Genomic DNA, 396 nt, shown 5'->3' on the forward strand with positions numbered 1-396 from the left:
CGCTGCCCGATCTCGCTCGAGGAAATCAGAAGCACCTTGTCGGCGCCCGCGAGTGCGGCCTTGATCGCGTCGGGATCGTCATAATTGGCGGTGCGGAGCTCGACGCCGCGCTCCGCAAGGTCCTTGGCGGCGGAGGCGTTGCGGACGATGCCGATCAGATGGGCGGCAGGGGCGATCCGCAAGAGCTCGGCGATGACGAGGCGGCCCAATTGGCCGGTGGCCCCGGTGATGGCGATACGTTCGGAAATTGTCACGTTCCTTCTCCTGGTCTAGAATGTAGACCAAGCCTAGATACGAGGCCGGCGATGATCGCGGAAGGAGGCAGTTTTTGGTGACAGGGTTACGCGCAAATAACCTCCCGTCAGCCCATGAGTGCCTGGCGCAGCGCTTCAAGAC

1 protein-coding gene is annotated in these 396 nt (G+C 62.9%); it reads right to left on the reverse strand.

Translation table 11 applies throughout. The features are described 5' to 3' along the window. On the reverse strand, window positions 1-254 hold a 254-nt coding region (locus I6F36_RS39280; RefSeq protein ID WP_225173327.1), incomplete at its 3' end, for an NAD(P)H-binding protein. Window positions 255-396 lie beyond the last annotated feature (142 nt).

The sequence above is a fragment of the Bradyrhizobium sp. BRP19 genome, assembly GCF_020194195.1.
Classification (GTDB): Bacteria; Pseudomonadota; Alphaproteobacteria; order Rhizobiales; family Xanthobacteraceae; genus Bradyrhizobium; species Bradyrhizobium yuanmingense.